General features: G+C 63.6%; 13 protein-coding genes. 1 reads left to right on the forward strand and 12 read right to left on the reverse strand.

What is annotated here, in order from left to right; all coding sequences use genetic code 11:
• Positions 1–86: 86 nt before the first annotated feature.
• From rpoC to HAP40_RS23895, 12 genes are all read right to left on the reverse strand, one after another.
• Positions 87–4,283: a DNA-directed RNA polymerase subunit beta' gene (gene rpoC / locus HAP40_RS23840; protein ID WP_166815440.1), complete on the reverse strand. Its 4,197-nt coding sequence runs from the start codon at positions 4,281–4,283 to the stop codon at positions 87–89.
• 129 nt (positions 4,284–4,412) lie between these two features.
• Entirely contained in the window at positions 4,413–8,531 is a 4,119-nt protein-coding gene (rpoB, locus tag HAP40_RS23845) for a DNA-directed RNA polymerase subunit beta (protein WP_166815439.1), read from the reverse strand.
• A gap of 484 nt (positions 8,532–9,015) precedes the next feature.
• Positions 9,016–9,393: a 50S ribosomal protein L7/L12 gene (gene rplL, locus HAP40_RS23850; RefSeq protein ID WP_166815438.1), complete on the reverse strand. Its 378-nt coding sequence runs from the start codon at positions 9,391–9,393 to the stop codon at positions 9,016–9,018.
• 54 nt (positions 9,394–9,447) lie between these two features.
• Positions 9,448–9,966, reverse strand: coding sequence for a 50S ribosomal protein L10 (gene rplJ, locus HAP40_RS23855; RefSeq protein ID WP_166815437.1), 519 nt, complete (start codon positions 9,964–9,966; stop codon positions 9,448–9,450).
• A 580-nt stretch (positions 9,967–10,546) separates the two neighbouring features.
• Positions 10,547–11,500, reverse strand: coding sequence for a 2-hydroxyacid dehydrogenase (locus HAP40_RS23860; RefSeq protein WP_166815436.1), 954 nt, complete (start codon positions 11,498–11,500; stop codon positions 10,547–10,549).
• A gap of 90 nt (positions 11,501–11,590) precedes the next feature.
• On the reverse strand, positions 11,591–12,283 hold the full coding sequence (gene rplA / locus HAP40_RS23865) for a 50S ribosomal protein L1 (protein ID WP_014494487.1): 693 nt from the start codon (positions 12,281–12,283) through the stop codon (positions 11,591–11,593).
• Positions 12,284–12,289: 6 nt separating this feature from the next.
• Positions 12,290–12,718: a 50S ribosomal protein L11 gene (gene rplK, locus HAP40_RS23870; RefSeq protein ID WP_008136439.1), complete on the reverse strand. Its 429-nt coding sequence runs from the start codon at positions 12,716–12,718 to the stop codon at positions 12,290–12,292.
• 134 nt (positions 12,719–12,852) lie between these two features.
• Positions 12,853–13,407 carry a transcription termination/antitermination protein NusG gene (gene nusG, locus HAP40_RS23875; RefSeq protein ID WP_008136441.1) on the reverse strand — a complete coding sequence of 185 codons (555 nt, stop codon included), beginning with the start codon at positions 13,405–13,407 and terminating at the stop codon, positions 12,853–12,855.
• Positions 13,407–13,598, reverse strand: a complete 192-nt coding sequence (secE, locus tag HAP40_RS23880) for a preprotein translocase subunit SecE (RefSeq protein ID WP_007611620.1) — start codon at positions 13,596–13,598, stop codon at positions 13,407–13,409. The genes nusG and secE overlap by 1 nt, the downstream gene beginning before the upstream one ends.
• Positions 13,599–13,941: 343 nt before the next feature.
• Positions 13,942–15,129 carry a class I SAM-dependent methyltransferase gene (locus HAP40_RS23885; RefSeq protein ID WP_246741324.1) on the reverse strand — a complete coding sequence of 396 codons (1,188 nt, stop codon included), beginning with the start codon at positions 15,127–15,129 and terminating at the stop codon, positions 13,942–13,944.
• Positions 15,130–15,292: 163 nt separating this feature from the next.
• Positions 15,293–16,315, reverse strand: coding sequence for a lysylphosphatidylglycerol synthase transmembrane domain-containing protein (locus tag HAP40_RS23890; RefSeq protein WP_166815434.1), 1,023 nt, complete (start codon positions 16,313–16,315; stop codon positions 15,293–15,295).
• Positions 16,316–16,327: 12 nt separating this feature from the next.
• Positions 16,328–16,915, reverse strand: a complete 588-nt coding sequence (locus tag HAP40_RS23895; RefSeq protein ID WP_246557111.1) for an SIS domain-containing protein — start codon at positions 16,913–16,915, stop codon at positions 16,328–16,330.
• Positions 16,916–17,077: 162 nt separating this feature from the next.
• Between HAP40_RS23895 and HAP40_RS23900 the strand changes: the two genes are divergently transcribed.
• Positions 17,078–18,106, forward strand: a complete 1,029-nt coding sequence (locus HAP40_RS23900) for an SDR family oxidoreductase (protein WP_166815432.1) — start codon at positions 17,078–17,080, stop codon at positions 18,104–18,106.
• The last annotated feature ends 61 nt before the right edge of the window (positions 18,107–18,167 follow it).

Genomic DNA, 18,167 nt, shown 5'->3' on the forward strand with positions numbered 1-18,167 from the left:
CTGCATCGCAGCAAGCAAACAAAGCAGCAAAAAGGCCGGCTTGCGCCGGCCTTTTCATTGTCCTCGGTATTCCTACGGATGAACCATCATTCCGCAGGCGGCAGCGCAGGAAGCTCCGCTTCCGGCGCGGGCGACACGACGGCCGCCTGCTTCTCGCGCTCGTCGAGGATCAGCTTGTCGCGCTTCATGGCGACTTCGCGGATCTTGGCCATGGAGGCGCCGGTGCCCGCCGGGATCAGCCGGCCGACGATGACGTTCTCCTTGAGGCCTTCGAGCGGATCGACCTTGCCGTTGACCGCCGCTTCCGTGAGGACGCGGGTGGTCTCCTGGAACGAGGCCGCCGAGAAGAACGAGCGGGTCTGGAGGCTCGCCTTGGTGATGCCGAGCAAAACCGGCGTTCCCGTGGCGGGCTTCTTGCCCTCTTCCTTGGCCTTCTCGTTCAGCGCATCGAACTCGATCTTGTCGACCTGCTCGCCCGAGATCATGTCCGTGTCGCCCTGGTCGGTGACTTCGACCTTCTGGAGCATCTGACGGACGATCACCTCGATGTGCTTGTCGTTGATGAGCACGCCCTGGAGCCGGTAGACCTCCTGGATCTCGTTGACCAGATAGGCCGCGAGCTCCTCGATGCCCTTGACCGCAAGGATGTCGTGCGGCGCCGGGTTGCCTTCGACGATGAAGTCGCCCTTTTCGACGACGTCGCCGTCCTGAAGGTGGATGTGCTTGCCCTTCGGGATCAGGTACTCGCGCGCCTCCTCGGTCTTGTCCATCGGCTCGATCGAGATACGACGCTTGTTCTTGTAGTCGCGCCCGAACCGGATGGTGCCCGCGATCTCGGCGATGATCGCCGCATCCTTCGGACGCCGGGCCTCGAACAGCTCCGCCACCCGCGGCAGACCGCCGGTGATGTCGCGCGTCTTGGCGCTTTCAGTCGAGACACGGGCGAGGATGTCACCCGGGTTGACCTTGGCTCCGACGTCGACCGAGAGAATGGCGTCGACCGACAGCATGTAGCGGGCATCGCCGCCACGAGGCAGCTTGAGCACCTTGCCGTCCTTGCCCTTGACCACGATGGCCGGACGCAGGTCCGAGCCGCCACGGGTCGAGCGCCAGTCGATGACCACGCGCTTGGCGATACCGGTCGCCTCGTCGAGCGTTTCCGAGATCGACTGCCCCTCGACCAGATCCTCGAAGCCGATCGTACCTTCGACTTCTGTGAGGAGCGGACGGGTGTAGGGATCCCACTCGACGATGCGCTGGCCGCGCTTGACCATGTCGCCTTCGTCGACGTGCAGGCGCGAGCCGTACTGGACGCGGTGCGTCGCACGCTCGGTGCCGTCGGCATCGACGATCGCCACGACCATGTTGCGCACCATCGCGATCAGGTGACCTTCGCTGTTGCGGGCGATGGCCTTGTTCCGGATCACGATCTTGCCGTCGAAATTGGCTTCGACGAAGGACTGCTCGTTGAGCTGCGCCGCACCGCCGATGTGGAAGGTGCGCATGGTGAGCTGGGTGCCCGGCTCGCCGATCGACTGCGCCGCGATGACGCCGACCGCTTCGCCGTGGTTGACCGGCGTGCCGCGGGCGAGGTCGCGGCCGTAGCACTTGCCGCAGATGCCGTTGACGAGTTCGCAGGTCAGCGCCGAGCGGATCTTCACCTCCTGCACGCCACCCTGCTGGATGGCGTCCAGATGGCTCTCTTCCATCAGCGTGTCGCGCTTGATGATCACCTTGCCCGAGCTGTCACGGATGTCTTCGCAGGCCGTGCGTCCCAGGATGCGCGAGCCGAGCGAAGCGACCACGGTGCCGGCATCGACGATGGCGCGCATCTTGATGCCGAGCTTGGTGCCGCAGTCCGACTGCGTGATGATGCAATCCTGCGCCACGTCGACGAGACGGCGGGTCAGGTAGCCCGAGTTCGCGGTCTTCAACGCGGTGTCCGCGAGGCCCTTGCGGGCGCCGTGGGTCGAGTTGAAGTACTCGAGCACCGAGAGGCCTTCCTTGAAGTTCGAGATGATCGGCGTCTCGATGATCTCACCCGACGGCTTCGCCATCAGGCCGCGCATGCCGGCGAGCTGGCGCATCTGGGCCGGCGAACCGCGGGCACCGGAGTGGGCCATCATGTAGATCGAGTTGATGTCGGCGTCGGCTCCGCTCGCCGTCTTCTTGGTGGCAGAGATCTCCTTCATCATCGCCTTGGCGATTTCTTCGGTGGCCTTCGACCAGGCGTCGACGACCTTGTTGTACTTCTCGCCATGGGTGATCAGGCCGTCGTTGTACTGCTGCTCGAAATCCTTCGCCAGCGTACGGGTGGTGTCGACGATCTTCCACTTGCCGTGCGGCACGACCATGTCGTCCTTGCCGAACGAGATGCCGGCCTTGAACGCGTTGTAGAAGCCGAGCGCCATGATGCGGTCGCAGAAGATCACCGTCTCCTTCTGGCCGCAGTGGCGGTAGACCTGGTCGATCACGCCCGAGATCTCGCGCTTGGTCATCAGCTTGTTGATGATCTCGTACGAGATCCGCGGGTTCCTCGGCAGCAGATTGCCGAGCATGACGCGGCCTGCCGTGGTCTCGATCCAGCGCTTGGAGACCTTGCCGGTCTCGTCCATGCCTTCCCACCGGTACTTGATCTTGGTGTGGAGGTGGATGACCTTCGCGTGCAGCGCGTGCTCGAGCTCGGCCATGTCGCCGAACACCTTGCCCTCGCCGGGCAGGCCTTCGCGCATGATCGAGACGTAGTACAGCCCCAGCACGATGTCCTGCGACGGCACGATGATCGGCTGGCCGTTCGCCGGATGCAGGATGTTGTTGGTCGACATCATCAGCACGCGCGCTTCCAGCTGCGCTTCGAGCGACAGCGGAACGTGCACGGCCATCTGGTCGCCGTCGAAGTCGGCGTTGAACGCGGAGCAGACCAGCGGGTGAAGCTGGATCGCCTTGCCCTCGATCAGCACGGGCTCGAACGCCTGGATGCCGAGGCGGTGCAGCGTCGGCGCGCGGTTGAGCAGCACCGGGTGCTCGCGGATCACCTCGTCCAGGATGTCCCAGACCTCGGGCCGCTCCTTCTCGACCAGCTTCTTGGCCTGCTTCACGGTGGTGGACAGGCCCTTGGCGTCAAGCCGCGAATAGATGAACGGCTTGAACAGCTCGAGCGCCATCTTCTTCGGCAGGCCGCACTGATGCAGGCGCAGCTCGGGACCGACCACGATCACCGAACGGCCCGAATAGTCGACGCGCTTGCCGAGCAGGTTCTGACGGAACCGGCCCTGCTTGCCCTTGAGCATGTCGGCGAGCGACTTCAGCGGGCGCTTGTTGGCGCCGGTGATGACGCGGCCGCGGCGGCCGTTGTCGAACAGCGCATCGACCGCTTCCTGAAGCATGCGCTTCTCGTTGCGGATGATGATGTCCGGCGCGCGCAGCTCCATCAGCCGCTTCAAGCGGTTGTTGCGGTTGATGACGCGGCGGTAGAGGTCGTTGAGGTCGGAGGTCGCGAAGCGGCCGCCGTCCAGCGGCACCAGCGGACGCAGGTCCGGCGGGATCACCGGGACCACGGTCATGATCATCCATTCCGGCTTGTTGCCGGAGTGGCGGAACGCTTCCACGATCTTCAGGCGCTTGGCGAGCTTCTTGTGCTTGATGTCGGAGTCGGTCTCCTGCATCTCCGCACGCAGAGAGAGCTCGAGCTTCTCGAGGTCCATGCCCTTGAGCAGCTCGCGGATCGCTTCCGCGCCGATCATGGCGGTGAAGCTGTCCTGGCCGTACTCGTCCTGCGCCTTCAGATACTCGTCTTCCGACAGCAGCTGACGGTCCTTGAGCGCGGTGAGGCCGGGCTCGAGCACGACGTAGTATTCGAAATAGAGGATCCGCTCGAGATCCTTCAGCGTCATGTCCAGCAGAAGGCCGATGCGCGAGGGCAGCGACTTCAGGAACCAGATGTGGGCGACGGGGGCTGCGAGCTCGATGTGGCCCATGCGCTCGCGCCGGACGCGCGACAGCGTGACCTCGACCGAGCACTTCTCGCAGATGATGCCCTTGTACTTCATGCGCTTATACTTGCCGCACAAGCACTCGTAGTCCTTGATCGGCCCGAAGATGCGGGCGCAGAACAGGCCGTCGCGCTCGGGCTTGAAGGTACGGTAGTTGATGGTCTCCGGCTTCTTGATCTCGCCGTAGGACCAGGACAGAATCTTTTCCGGAGACGCGATCGAAATCCGGATCTGGTCGAAGACCTGAGCCGGCGTCGTCGGATTGAAGAGATTCATAATTTCTTGGTTCATCGTCTTCTCCTCGCGTGCCGGTCGCCTCCGGCCGCAAATTCGAAAATCACTTAGCGGGGCGCCCTGCCCTCAAGGCCTCGGGAGGGGCGCCAATGCCCGGCCGCGACGGCCGGGCATGAACAGGTCGAATTACTCGGCCGCTTCCGACGTCGGCGCCGGTCCCATCTTGGAGTTGTGCAGGTCGACGTTGAGACCGAGCGAGCGCATTTCCTTGACCAGCACGTTGAACGATTCCGGAATACCGGCCTCGAACGTGTCGTCGCCGCGCACGATCGCCTCGTACACCTTGGTGCGGCCGGCGACGTCGTCCGACTTCACCGTCAGCATCTCCTGGAGCGTGTAAGCCGCGCCGTAAGCCTCGAGCGCCCACACCTCCATTTCGCCGAAGCGCTGGCCGCCGAACTGCGCCTTGCCGCCCAGCGGCTGCTGGGTGACGAGCGAGTACGGACCGATCGAACGCGCATGGATCTTGTCGTCGACGAGATGGTGCAGCTTGAGCATGTAGATGTAGCCCACCGTCACCTTGCGATCGAACGGATCGCCGGTGCGGCCGTCATAGACGGTCGACTGACCCGAAGCGTCGAGACCGGCGAGCTTCAGCATCTCCTCGATGTCGGCTTCCTTGGCGCCGTCGAACACCGGCGTCGCGATCGGCACGCCGCGGCTGAGGTTATGGCCGAGCTCGATCAGCTCGTTGTCGTTGAGCGTCTTGATCGTCTCGTCCTCGCCGTAGACCCTCTTCAAGGTTTCCTTCAGCGGCTTGATGTCCTGCTTCGACAGGTAGGCATCGACCGTCTGGCCGATGCGCTTGCCGAGGCCGGCGCAGGCCCAGCCGAGATGGGTCTCGAGGATCTGTCCGACGTTCATGCGCGAGGGCACGCCCAGCGGATTGAGCACGATGTCGGCATGCGTGCCGTCTTCGAGGAACGGCATGTCCTCGATCGGCACGATCTTCGACACCACGCCCTTGTTGCCGTGGCGGCCGGCCATCTTGTCGCCGGGCTGGATCTTGCGCTTCACCGCGACGAAGACCTTGACCATCTTCATCACGCCGGGCGGCAATTCGTCACCGCGCTGAAGCTTCTCGACCTTGTCGAGGAAGCGCTGTTCCAGCCCCTTCTTCGACTCGTCGTACTGCTTCCGCATGGCCTCGATCTCGGCCATCAGCTTGTCGTTGGGCGAGGCGAACAGCCACCATTGCGACTTCGGGTACTCCTCGAGCACCGCGCGGGTGATCTTGGTGTCCTTCTTGAAGCCCTTGGGACCTGCAATGCCCTGCCGCCCCTCGAGCAGCTCGGCAAGACGGTTGTAGACGTTGCGGTCGAGGATCGCCTGCTCGTCGTCGCGGTCCTTGGCCAGACGCTCGATCTCTTCCCGCTCGATCGCCAGCGCACGCTCGTCCTTGTCGACGCCGTGACGGTTGAACACGCGCACTTCCACGATCGTGCCCTGCACGCCCGGAGGAACGCGCAGCGAGGTGTCGCGGACGTCGGAAGCCTTCTCGCCGAAGATGGCGCGCAGGAGCTTTTCTTCCGGCGTCATCGGGCTTTCGCCCTTCGGCGTGATCTTGCCGACGAGGATGTCGCCGGCGCGCACTTCCGCGCCGATGTAGACGATACCGGCTTCGTCGAGGTTCTTCAGCGCTTCTTCCGACACGTTCGGAATGTCGCGGGTGATTTCCTCAGGTCCGAGCTTGGTGTCGCGGGCCATCACCTCGAATTCCTCGATGTGGATCGAGGTGAAGACGTCTTCCTTCACGATCCGCTCGGAGAGCAGGATCGAGTCTTCGAAGTTGTAGCCGTTCCACGGCATGAACGCGACCAGCACGTTCCGGCCGAGCGCGAGCTCGCCGAGATCGGTCGAGGGACCGTCGGCGATGATGTCGCCCTTCTTGACGACGTCGCCGACCTTCACCAGCGGACGCTGGTTGATGCAGGTCGACTGGTTGGAGCGCTGGTACTTCATGAGACGGTAGATATCGACGCCCGACTTGGTCGGATCGAGATCTTCCGTGGCGCGGATGACGACGCGGGTGGCGTCGATCTGGTCGATCACGCCCGAACGGCGCGCCGCGATCGCGGCACCCGAGTCACGCGCGACCACGCCTTCCATGCCGGTGCCGACGAACGGCGCCTCGGCGCGAACCAGCGGCACCGCCTGGCGCTGCATGTTCGAGCCCATCAGCGCGCGGTTGGCGTCGTCGTTCTCAAGGAACGGGATCAGGGCCGCGGCCACCGAAACCAGCTGTTTCGGCGACACGTCCATGTAGTCGACCTTGTCCGGCGTCACCGGCAGGACTTCGCCGGCGTGACGGCAGACCACGAGGTCTTCGGTGAAGCGGCCCTTCGGGTCGAGCGGCACGTTGGCCTGCGCGACCGTGTAGCGGCCCTCCTCCATCGCCGAGAGGTACACGACCTCGTCGGTGACGCGGCCGTCCTTCACCTTACGATAAGGCGTCTCGACAAAGCCGTACTTGTTCACGCGCGCGAAGGTCGCGAGCGAGTTGATCAGGCCGATGTTCGGACCTTCCGGCGTCTCGATCGGGCAGATGCGGCCGTAATGCGTCGGATGCACGTCGCGCACCTCGAAGCCGGCACGCTCGCGGGTCAGACCGCCCGGTCCAAGCGCCGAGAGGCGACGCTTGTGGGTGATCTCGCTCAGCGGGTTGGTCTGGTCCATGAACTGCGAGAGCTGCGAGGAGCCGAAGAACTCGCGCACGGCGGCGGCCGCCGGCTTGGCGTTGATCAGGTCCTGCGGCATGACCGTGTCGATATCGACCGAGGACATGCGCTCCTTGATCGCGCGCTCCATGCGCAGGAGGCCGATGCGGTACTGGTTCTCCATGAGTTCGCCGACCGAGCGCACACGGCGGTTGCCGAGATGGTCGATGTCGTCGATCTCGCCCTTGCCGTCGCGCAGGTCCACCAGCGTCTTGATGACGGAGAGGATGTCTTCCTTGCGCAGCGTGCGCTGGGTGTCGGGCGCATCGAGGTCGAGGCGCATGTTCATCTTGACGCGGCCGACCGCGGAGAGGTCGTAACGCTCGGCGTCGAAGAACAGCGACTGGAACATGGCCTGTGCCGATTCCAGCGTCGGCGGCTCGCCCGGACGCATCACGCGGTAGATGTCGAACAGCGCGTCCTCGCGCGTCATGTTCTTGTCGGCCGACAGCGTGTTGCGGATATAGGCGCCGACATTGACGTGGTCGATGTCGAGCAGCGGCAGCTCCTTGTAGCCCTGCTCGTTGAGCGCCTTCATCAGCTTGTCGGTGATTTCCTCGCCGGCCTCGGCATGGATCTCGCCGGTCTTCGGGTTGACGAGGTCCTCGGCGACGTAGTTGCCGACCAGCTCCTCGTCGGCCATGCGCAGCGCCTTCAGCCCCTTCTCCTGGAGCTGGCGGGCGGCGCGGACGGTGAGCTTCTTGCCGGCTTCGAGCACGACCTTGCCGGTATCGGCGTCGATCAGGTCGTTGATGGTCGAATAGCCGCGGAAACGGTTGGCGTCGAACGGAACGCGCCAGCCTTCCTTGGTCCGCTTGTAGAGAATCTTCTTGTAGAAGGTGGACAGGATCGCCTCGCCGTCGAGGCCGAGGGCGAACATCAGCGACGTCACCGGAATCTTGCGGCGACGGTCGATACGCGCATAGACGATGTCCTTGGCGTCGAACTCGATGTCGAGCCAGGAGCCGCGATACGGGATCACGCGGGCGGCGAACAGCAGCTTGCCCGAAGAGTGGGTCTTGCCCTTGTCGTGATCGAAGAACACGCCCGGCGAACGGTGCATCTGCGAGACGATGACGCGCTCGGTGCCGTTGACGATGAAGGTACCGTTCATCGTCATGAGCGGGATGTCGCCCATGTAGACGTCCTGCTCCTTGATGTCCTTCACCGACTTCGCACCGGTTTCCTCGTCGATATCGAACACGATGAGGCGCAGCGTCACCTTGAGGGGCGCAGCGAAGGTCATGCCGCGCTGGCGGCACTCGTCGACGTCGTATTTCGGCTGCTCGAACTCGTAGCGGACGAATTCCAGCATCGAGGTGCCCGAGAAGTCGGAGATCGGAAACACCGAGCGGAACACCGCCTGCAGACCCTCGTCGAGACGGCCGCCCTGGGGTTCGTCGACCATCAGGAACTGATCATAGGACGCCTTCTGAACCTCGATGAGGTTCGGCATCTCGGCGACTTCCTTGATGTGTCCGAAGAACTTGCGAACACGTTTGCGACCGGTGAATGTCTGCTGCGCCATCGTGGCCTCTCATTTCGTCGCCCGCTCTGGGCGCGCCGTCCGGAACGCGGCTGCCACCGCTCCCCGGGTTGAATTTTTCGAACCCGTCTTGGGGGCCGGAAGCTCAGTTTCAGGCTGGGAATGTCCTGAATCTGTTCTTCAGACCTTCAAAACGCAAAACGACGCGCGGGGCGCAGAAGCGCGCCCGCCCGTCACAACCATCCTCTTCACGGACTGCAAAAGCCCGAAATAGCCTGCTCTCCCAACGGCTTACAGGGAAATCCGGCATCCCTGCCCACCGCGCTTTCGTGCTGTCGACCCGATATGGGGCGACAATAGTGGAGATTCGAGGAGTAAACCCTCAAATCCCCACACTTTTTCGTGTTCAGCCTGCGTCGGGACGTTCCGTCGCACGCCTTTTGCATCTCATCCACCCCGTGATGACGAGCGGACCAAGATCCCGGGCCGCGCTGACGCCGCCCGGAACCTCGCCAGTAAGCTGTGCTTACTTGAGCTCGACCTTGGCGCCAGCCTTCTCGATCTGGGCCTTGATCTTCTCGGCTTCTTCCTTGTTCACGCCTTCCTTCAGCGGCTTCGGAGCACCCTCGACGAGGTCCTTTGCTTCCTTCAGGCCGAGACCGGTGATGGCGCGGACTTCCTTGATGACCTCGATCTTCTTGTCGCCGGCGGCGGCGAGAACCACCGTGAACTCGGTCTTCTCTTCCGCCGGAGCGGCGGCAGCGCCACCAGCAGCCGGGCCGGCCACGGCGACAGCCGCGGCAGCCGAAACGCCCCACTTCTCTTCGAGGAGCTTCGCGAGTTCGGCAGCTTCGAGCACGGTGAGGCTCGAGAGGTCGTCAACGATCTTCTGCAAGTCAGCCATTGTTCAGTTTCCTTGAGTGTAAGTCTGGTTCGGGTTTGAGTTTTGCGAAGGGCGTCAGGCCGCTTCGCCCTTTGAGGCATGAGCCTGGATGACGCGCGCGAGCTTGCCCGCGGGCGCGTTGGCGAGCTGAGCGAGCTTGGTCGCCGGGGCCACAAGTAGGCCGACGATCTTGCCGCGCAGTTCGTCAAGCGACGGCAGCGAGGCAAGTGCCTTCACGCCGTCGACATTCAGGACGGTCTTACCCATCGAGCCGCCGATGATGACGAACTTTTCGTTCGCCTTGGCGAATTCGATGGCGACCTTCGGCGCCGCTACCGGATCGTTCGAAGTGGCGATCACGGTCGGTCCCTTCAGCATGGGGCCGATGGCAACGACGTCAGTGCCTTCAAGAGCAATTTTGGCGAGACGGTTCTTCGAGACCTTCACCGAGGCGCCAGCCTGCTTCATCTGCGTACGCAGCTTCTGCATCTGGGCAACGGTCAGGCCGGAATATTGAGCAACGATCGCGACGCTCGTGGTCTTGAAGACCCCATTGAGCTGTTCGACCGCGTCCTTTTTTGCCGCTCGTTCCACAGCAAGCTCTTTCCGGTTGGCGGTCATCGCGAAAGCGGGACCGCCGGGTTGCACCCATCGTCCCGCCCAAACCTGAACCTCGGGGCCAAAACCCTTCAGACACGCCGGGCAAGACGACAATTCAAAGCCTGCCCTCCGGGAGCCCATGGGCCCACGGCGTGTCGAGGTCCGAACCAGACCCTTTCCGCAAGCCAGCCTTCAAAGCTGGATGCGAAGTGAAATCCGGTCTTCACCCGTCTATGCAGGCCATGCGATTAAGCCGTTGAGAAATCGAAATTTCCCGCGGGCGCCTGCAGTCTTGGACAGGACAAGGTCAGCCGGCGAACCGCCTGACCTCTGCCCGCACCCCCACCCAACCGATGAATTTTCCTTCCTTTTCGGGCTAATCCTTGCGGACGTCCTGAAAAGGAATGAACTCCTACATGTCGGGTTTTCGGAATGCGTGCACGAACGTGCCAGCCGAGGCCGACGCGTCCGGAGGCGGTTCTTTAACCGCTCTCGGCCTGCTTGCCAAGAGCAAAATTCGCACCAGTTCCAACCCGTTGCCGACGAGGCTTGACCAGGCCCGATAAGGACCGATTCAGCCCTTTTCGACCTCATAGGGCAGCGGCTTGCCCTCGAAAAAGGCGCTCAGGTTCGCCAGGACACAGCCTTGCATGGCGACGTGCGAGTCCAGGGTGTGGCCGCCGATATGGGGCGCGAACACCACGTTGGGGAGTTCGGTCAGGGCGTCGGGGGCGTGTGGCTCTTTCTCGAACACGTCGAGGCCGGCCCCCGCAATGGCCTTGTCGGTGAGCGCCGCCACCAGGGCCTTCTCGTCGATGACCGAGCCGCGGGAGATATTGACGACATAGCCGTCCGCGCCGAGGCGCTTCAGAATGTCGGCATTGACGGCGTGCTGGGTCTCGGCCCCTGCCCGGACCGCGATCATCAGCACGCTGCTCCAGTCGGCCAGCGCCTCCAGCGACGGGAAATACTGGTAGGGCAGATCGTACCTGGTGCGGCTGAAATAGCCGATTTCGCTCTCGAAGGCCGCACAACGCGTCGCGATCTTGCGGCCGATCTCGCCCATCCCGTAGACGCCGATGCGACGGCCGGGCATGCCGGACTGTGGGCGCATCATCGGCGACTGTTTTGACGCGGCCCAATCGCCGCTGCGGACATACTGGTCGGCGACCAGGATCCGCCGCGTCGTCGCCAGCATCAGCGTCATCGCGATATCGGCGACCGAAGCCGCATTGGCGCCCGGGCTGTGACCGACTGCGATGTTGCGCGCGGCGGCCGCCTTCAGGTCGACGCCGTCATAACCGGTGCCGTAGCAGACGATGGCGCCGAGCTTGGGAAACAGGTCCATCGCCTCCGCCCCGAGCGGCGTGCCGCCCGCCGTCAGCACCGCGCGGATGGCGCCGATCTCTTCAGCCGGAAACACCTCGCCTGCGGGCTTGCCACCGGTGTCGAGCAGCTCGAACCGCTCGGCGAAGCGCGCCATCATCGTCTTGGGAAAGCGCGAATAGATCAGGACCTTGTCAGCCATTGTTCTTGTTTCCGGTGAAAGCCTTCACAAACGACGAGGGGCGGAATCGGTTGCCCAATTCCGCCCCTCGCTTCATGCAATTTCCAAATCTTAGCCGAGAATGGTGCCCGGCTCGACCTTCACGCCGGGACCCATCGTCGAGGACACTGCAACGCGCTGGATGTAGGTGCCCTTGGAACCGGCCGGCTTCGCCTTCGAGACAGCATCGGCGAGAGCCTTGATGTTCTCGACCAGCTTCTCCTCGGAGAACGAGGCCTTGCCGACGCCCGCCTGCAGGATGCCGGCCTTCTCGACACGGAACTCGACCGAGCCGCCCTTGGCACCCTTCACCGCACCGGTGACGTCCATGGTCACGGTGCCGATCTTCGGGTTCGGCATCAGGCCGCGCGGACCGAGCACCTTACCGAGACGGCCGACCAGCGGCATCATGTCGGGGGTGGCGATGCAGCGGTCGAAATCGATCGAGCCGTTCTGCACCTTCTCGACCAGGTCCTCGGCGCCGACGACGTCGGCACCTGCGGCCTTGGCTTCATCAGCCTTGGCGCCACGGGCGAACACGCCGACGCGGAGCGTACGGCCGGTGCCGTTCGGCAGGGTCACGACGCCGCGGACCATCTGGTCGGCGTGACGCGGATCGACGCCGAGATTGATCGCGACCTCGATGGTCTCGTCGAACTTCGCCTTGGCGCGTTCCTTGACCATCTTGATGGCGTCCGCGAGCGGGTAAAGCTTTTCGCGATCAACACCTTCGCGGGCTTTGTTCAAACGCTTTCCGATTGCCATGACCGCTTACCCCGCCACTTCCAGACCCATCGAACGGGCAGAGCCCTCGACCATCTTCATGGCCGATTCGATGGTGTCGCAATTGAGATCCTTCATCTTCTTCTCGGCGATCTCGCGCACCTGTGCCTTGGTCACCTTGCCGGCCTTGTCACGGCCCGGCGCCTTCGAGCCGGACTGGATCTTGGCAGCCTGCTTGAGGAAGAAGGACATCGGCGGGGTCTTCATCTCGAACGTGAACGAACGATCGGCGTAGATCGTGATCACGACGGGAATCGGGGTGTTCTTCTCTTCCTTCTGGGTCTGGGCGTTGAACGCCTTGCAGAACTCCATGATGTTGAGACCGCGCTGACCGAGCGCGGGACCGATCGGGGGCGAAGGATTCGCCGCGCCGGCCGGGACCTGAAGCTTCAGGTATCCGGTCACTTTCTTTGCCATGTATCACTCCTGTTGTGCCGGCATCTCGCCGGCGGTTTCAGGTTCGTGGTCTGGGTCGGATGCGGCTGGCAACCGCCCTCTCCCTCCCACGGCCTCTCTTTGCGCGAAGCTTTTCAGCTTCACGCGCGACCCGATCAGACCTTCTCGACCTGACCGAATTCCAATTCGACCGGCGTGGCGCGGCCGAAGATCGACACCGCGACCTTCACGCGCGAGCGCGCCTCGTCGATTTCCTCGACGACACCCGAGAACGAGGCGAACGGGCCGTCGGCCACGCGCACGTTCTCGCCGATCTCGAACGACACCGACGCCTTCGGCCGCTCCACGCCCTCCTGCACCTGGTGCAGGATGCGCATGGCCTCGCTCTCCGAGATCGGCATCGGCTTGTTTTCGGCGCCGAGGAAGCCCGTGACCTTCGGCGTGTTCTTGATCAAATGAAACGCCTCGTCGGTCAACTTCATCTTCACCAGCACGTAGCCCGGGAAGAATTTGCGCTCGGCGTCGATCTTGCGGCCGCGGCGCACTTCCGTGACCTTCTCGGTCGGAACCAGCACCAGCTCGAACAGCTCCTCGAGCCCGCGCTGCTTGGCCTGCTCGCGGATCGATTCGGCGACCTTCTTCTCGAAGTTCGAATAGGCGTGGACGATGTACCAGCGCTTGTCGGACAATTGAGCGGTTGCTGTTGCCATCAGTGAATGCCCAGAAGGAAAGTGATGAGGTAGCGGATGATCTGGTCGGCGGCGAAGAAGAAGATCGAGGCCACGGCAACCATGACGAACACCATGATGGTGGTGATCGTGGTCTCACGACGGGTCGGCCAGGTGACCTTGGCGGTCTCCGAGCGCACTTCCTGCAAAAACTTGAACGGGCTGACTGCCATCGCTTGATGTCCAACGTCCGTCGCAAGACGGCTACTGATTTCAAAGGGATCCGAACAGCCGCCTTTGGCCCAGCCCTCGTTTGAAGGATGAGCCGGAAACCGGGCTCGATTGTTCGGGGATTTCAAAGCCGCGCCGGAAATCCGCGTCTAACGGGCCGGCTGCGAGTGCCGGGTAGATACTGCGGATGGGGCCAAAGGTCAAGATATAGAGGGGTCGCACTGGGAAGCCGGCGTCCTCAGCAACGTTGCATAGCCCAAGGAGGATCAAGGGCTTATCCACCCGCCCCCTCGGAGGCGAGATCCAGCTTCCGCTCCGGGAACTTTCTAACCGACCCGGCCCGGGTCAGTCGGCCCGGTCGACCATGGAAATACCCGGCAACGGCACCACGAATTTTCCGCCGTCGGCGAAATAACGGGCATGCTTGGACCGGATCGGGTCGACGTAACGCCAGGCGAAGACGACGACGAACGCCGGCTTGCGCTCATACAGGGCCGCAGGCGGCAGGATCGGGATGTCGTATCCCGGTCCGGCCATCACGTTCCCCTTCTTGGGATCGTCGTCCACCAGGAAGTCGATCTTGTTCTCGAGGCCGAACTGCGGCAGCAGCGTCGTGGTGCCGACCGAGACGCCGTAGCCGGCGACCAGCTGGCCGCGGGCATGGGCGGCATCGGCCATCGCGACCAGCTCGTCACGGATGGCGGCGATCCGCTTCACATAGGGCGCATAATAGGCCGGCTGATCGACGCCGAGCCGGTCCTCCTCGGCGATGAACCGCGCGACCTCCGCCGACGGCTTCTTGGCACCGCCCGCGCGCTGGACCGTCACGCGGATCGAGCCGCCCTTGGTCCAGATATGCTGGACGTCGATCACTTCCATGCCGAGCCGGGCGAAGAAGCGCGTCAGCGGCTTGATGTTAAAATACGACAGATGCTCGTGGTAGACGGTGTCGAGCAGGTTCTTCTCGGTGACGTCGACGCCGTATTGCGTTTCGAAGACGAACAATCCGTCCGGCGCGAGCACGTCGCGAACCCCGATCACCAGCGGATCGAGATTGTCGACATTGGCGATCATGTTGTTGGCGATCACGACGCTCGCCGCACCGTGGCTCTGCAGGATGCGGCGCCCAATGGCATCGGTGAAGAAATCGCCGATGGTCTCGATGCCGGCTTCCGTCGCACGCCGCGCAATGTCGACGGCGGGATCGACGCCCAGCACCCGCATGCCGCGCTCCCTAAAGAAGCCGAGCAGCGAGCCGTCGTTGCTGCCGAGCTCGACGACCAGCGAACCCGGCGCGACACCGAAGCGGCTGACGACGTCGTCGGCATAGCCTGCGAAATGCTCCCGCAGACCGAGCGACAGCGAGGTCGTGTAGACGTAGTTGCGGTACTGGATCTCGGGATTGCCGACATGGAGGATCTGGAGGTGGCCGCAATCCCTGCACAGATGCAGCGCCATCGGTACCGCAGCCCGGAAGACGGGATCGTCGACGCTGGCGTCCGGCACCTGGAAGTTCGGCGTGCCAATGGGCATGCCTGCCATCGGGACGACGAGTTCCTGCTTGTCCGAGTGACAGAGTCGGCAGGTATGGCGGACGTAGAACAGGTTTTTCATCATGGGACCGAAAAATGAGATACGCGAGCGAGTGAGGCAATCTCACCCTGTGATGATCGGATCGGCAATGGGCTCGAGCGGGTCATGGGTGGCTCGAGACTTCCTTGCCCCGCCCCAGCGCGAAGCCGGGCGTCTCCTCGGCCGCCTTGGCGGCCTTGTCCGCCGAATACGAGCCGCGCTCCCGGCTCGCCAGCCAGATCACGCCGCCGACGAGGCCGATGATCACGCTGACGGCGCCCAGCAGGAGCGAAACCGACAGCGCTTCCTCGGACGACACCCCTGCCAGACCGAGGCAGGCGACCATCGCCCCTTCGCGAACGCCCCAGCCGCTGATCGAGATCGGAACGGCCGTCAGCAGCACCACCGGCGGAATCAGGATGGCCGCGTCCACCACGGAGAGCTGCGCGCCCACGCCACGCGCCAAGGCATAGCAGGCCGCCGCCGTCACGAGATGGATGAGGAGCGCCGATCCGAACAGCAAACCACGGCGCTCGGATTGCAGGAGAAGAAACCTGACCAGCGTCCCGAACCGGACGAAGCTTGCGATCGCGGGAAGCGCGATCAGGCGTTTCGGCAGACGGTCGAGAGTCAACAGAACAACCGTGCCGGCGACACCGGCGAGCGTCAGTCCGCCGATGGCCAGGATCGCGGCCTGATTGGACACGCGTGACAGCAGGAAGGGCAACCCGGCCACCATCAGCACGATCAGACCGATCAATGCCGTGAAACGGTCTGCCGCGACGCCTTTGACGGCCTCGGGCCACTGCACGCCGCGCTGCCGCAGCAGCCACATCCGTACCGCATCGCCGCCGACCGACGACGGCAACACCTGATTGAACCAGAGGCTGATCATGAGGATGCGCCAACCGGCGAGCCAGTCGAGCGACACGCCGAGCGCGCGCATGATCAGCTCCCACCGGCCGTTCAGCACGAAGGTCTGAAAGAAGATCAGCGCCAGAGCAAGGACGAACAGGAACGGATCGACGGAGACGAGATGGTTGCGCAACTGGCCGAGATCGAGACCGCGCGCGATGTACACCAGCACCGCGACCGACAGCAGCAGCTTCACCGAAAACAGGGCCGCCTGCTTGAACCGCGACTGCATCGGGAGCCCGCCTCAGGATGCCGGATATTCGGCGCGACCGATGACGAGGTCGATCGCGGCCATCATCCAGAACTGGTGCGTGGTCTCCACAATGTTGTAGCTGCGGCTGTCGACCCAGAAATTGACGTCGCCGAGATTGCGCAGGGGATTGTCCGCATTCATGCCCGACAGCGTGATCACGTCGAGCTTCATCGTGCGCGCCTGCGCAACCGCATTGAGGATGTTCTTCGAGCGTCCCGACGAGCTGATCGCGACGAGACAGTCGCCGGCGCGGGCGCTCAGCCGCACCGCATGCGCGATCCAATCCTCGAACCCGTAGTCGTTGGCGAGGCACGACATCATGCTTGCATCGCTGAAGCAGAGTGCAGGCACCGACGCGTTCTTCGCCAGATCGATCGCCAGATGCGAGGCGATGCCGGCGGAACCGCCATTGCCGATGAAGATGACGCGACCGCCCTGCTCGCGCGTCCGCAACCAGGTCGCGCGCGTGGCGGAGATGCTGGCAAAGACGGCGTCATCGACCGCGGTCGCGCGATGCAGGCGCCCCATGTAATCGGCGAGGAAAGCCTTGTGATCGGGATCGACGGACTCGGCAGGCATGGGCTGGCGGCTCGACTGCAACATGCGGCCCTGATACCGGCTATTACCAGGGATTGCAAAGGTATAATGCTTGCAAAAGCGGCGAGCGGCTGGTAGTCGGCTTTTCGGGTTTCACTCAACATTGGCGGCGCCCGCAGGGCATTCGCGCTACGGATGTTCCCTATGAAGTGCATCGTTACTGGCGGCGCCGGTTTCATCGGCAGTCACCTCGTCGATCGCCTCCTCGATGACGGCCACGAGGTGATCGCGCTCGACAATTTCGTCATCGGACGCCCCGAGAATCTCGCCTCGCGCGCCAAATCGGACCGGCTCAAGGTCGTCCGGGCCGACGTCACCGAGCCGGACTCGATCGGGCCGTATTTCCACGGTGTCGACTGGGTCTTCCATCTCGCGGCGCTGGCCGACATCGTCCCCTCGATCGAGTCGCCGATCCCGTATCACCGCGCCAATGTCGACGGCACGGTCAACGTGCTCGAAGCTGCGCGGCACGCGGGCGTCAGCCGGTTCGTCTACGCGGCGTCGTCGTCCTGCTATGGCATTCCCGACGTCTATCCGACGCCCGAGAGCGCCGAGATCCGGCCGATGTATCCCTATGCTCTCACCAAGAATCTCGGCGAACAGTGCGTCATGCACTGGTGCCAGGTCTACAAGCTTCCCGCCGTGGCGCTGCGCCTGTTCAACGTGTACGGGCCGCGCCACCGCACCACCGGCACCTATGGCGCCGTGTTCGGCGTGTTCATGGCGCAGAAGCTTGCGGGCAAGCCCTTCACGGTGGTCGGCGATGGCGAGCAGACGCGCGACTTCACGTTCGTCAGCGACGTCGCCGATGCCTTCGTGACCGCCGCCCGCTCCGACGTCTCGCACGAGATCTTCAACGTCGGTTCGGATAACACCTACAGCGTCAATCGCCTGGTCGAGCTTCTCGGCGGCGACAAGGTCCACATTCCCAAGCGTCCCGGCGAACCCGATTGCACTTACGCCGACATCACCAAGATCAAGCGGATCCTGAAATGGGCGCCGAAAGTGAAATTCGAGGACGGCGTCGCGACGATGCTGAAGTCGATGGACCAATACAGGGACGCCCCCCTGTGGACTGTGGACAAGATCGCCGACGCCACCAAGGACTGGTTCAAGTATCTCGGTGATGGCAGCGATGCGGCGTCGGGCACGCCGCAGAAGGCAGGCCGTTGAGCAGACCTGTTCGACCTCAACGTCCGTGCCGCCAACCGATCATTTCCGGGCCGGCCAGACC

Source organism: Bradyrhizobium sp. 1(2017), assembly GCF_011602485.2.
In the GTDB taxonomy this organism is placed as follows: Bacteria; Pseudomonadota; Alphaproteobacteria; order Rhizobiales; family Xanthobacteraceae; genus Bradyrhizobium.